Source organism: Pseudomonas sp. ICMP 8385, from assembly GCF_002699915.1.
Taxonomy (GTDB): domain Bacteria; phylum Pseudomonadota; class Gammaproteobacteria; order Pseudomonadales; family Pseudomonadaceae; genus Aquipseudomonas; species Aquipseudomonas gessardii.
This window is the reverse complement of record NZ_LKBY01000021.1, coordinates 1-704: the sequence shown is the minus strand read 5'-3', so window position 1 is coordinate 704 and position 704 is coordinate 1. Positions and strand designations below refer to the sequence as shown.

The 704-nt window shown below is 60.2% G+C and carries 1 protein-coding gene; it reads right to left on the bottom strand.

Annotated elements, in window-relative coordinates:
• The coding region (locus tag AO268_RS04670) for an RHS repeat domain-containing protein (RefSeq protein ID WP_141562777.1) at positions 1–704 on the bottom strand (704 nt) is incomplete at both ends.

Here is a 704-nt window from a genome sequence, read left to right as displayed (position 1 = left end):
CCCGTAGGGTTGGGCACATACAAATACCCGTTCAACCCACCCGCCAACTTCACCGGGTCGGGGGTCAAATAGCGGCCATTATCTGGATTGTAGTAGCGATGCCGGTTGTAATGCAGCCCGCTTTCACGGTCGAAGTATTGCCCCTGAAAACGCAGCGGGTTATCGACGGTGTCCACATCCAACCGGGCGATCTGGCCGTAGGCGAGGTAGTGGGCGGACCAGACGATTTTGCCTTGCGCGTTGGTCAGTTCCTGCGGCGTACCCAGGTGGTCCAGTTGGTAGTGGAAGGCCTGGGTATTGGCCGGACCAAACCCTTCCAACAAAGCCAACGGCCTGAAGCTGTCAGGCTCGTAGAGATAACTGCGATGCTGCCCCGCCGTGTGTTCGGCGATGACCTTGTCGCCTTGCCAGAAAAACTCGGTGGTCTTGCCATTGATCACTTTAGCGATACGCCGCCCAAACGGGTCATAGCGATAACTGGCCTGGCTGCCGTCCGGCTGGGTGACGCCGATCAGGCGGTGCTGGCAGTCGTAGCGGTATTCGGTGACCCACTGCTGTGCGCGGCCACGGCGTTCGCGTATGAGGTTTCCGAAAGCGTCGTAGTCGTAATGCCGGTCGCCTTGCAGTAACAGGCGGTTGCCGACGACGATGCCGGGCCCTGGGCGGTCTTGCATCAGCAGGTTGTTCGCCGGGTCGTGGGCGAA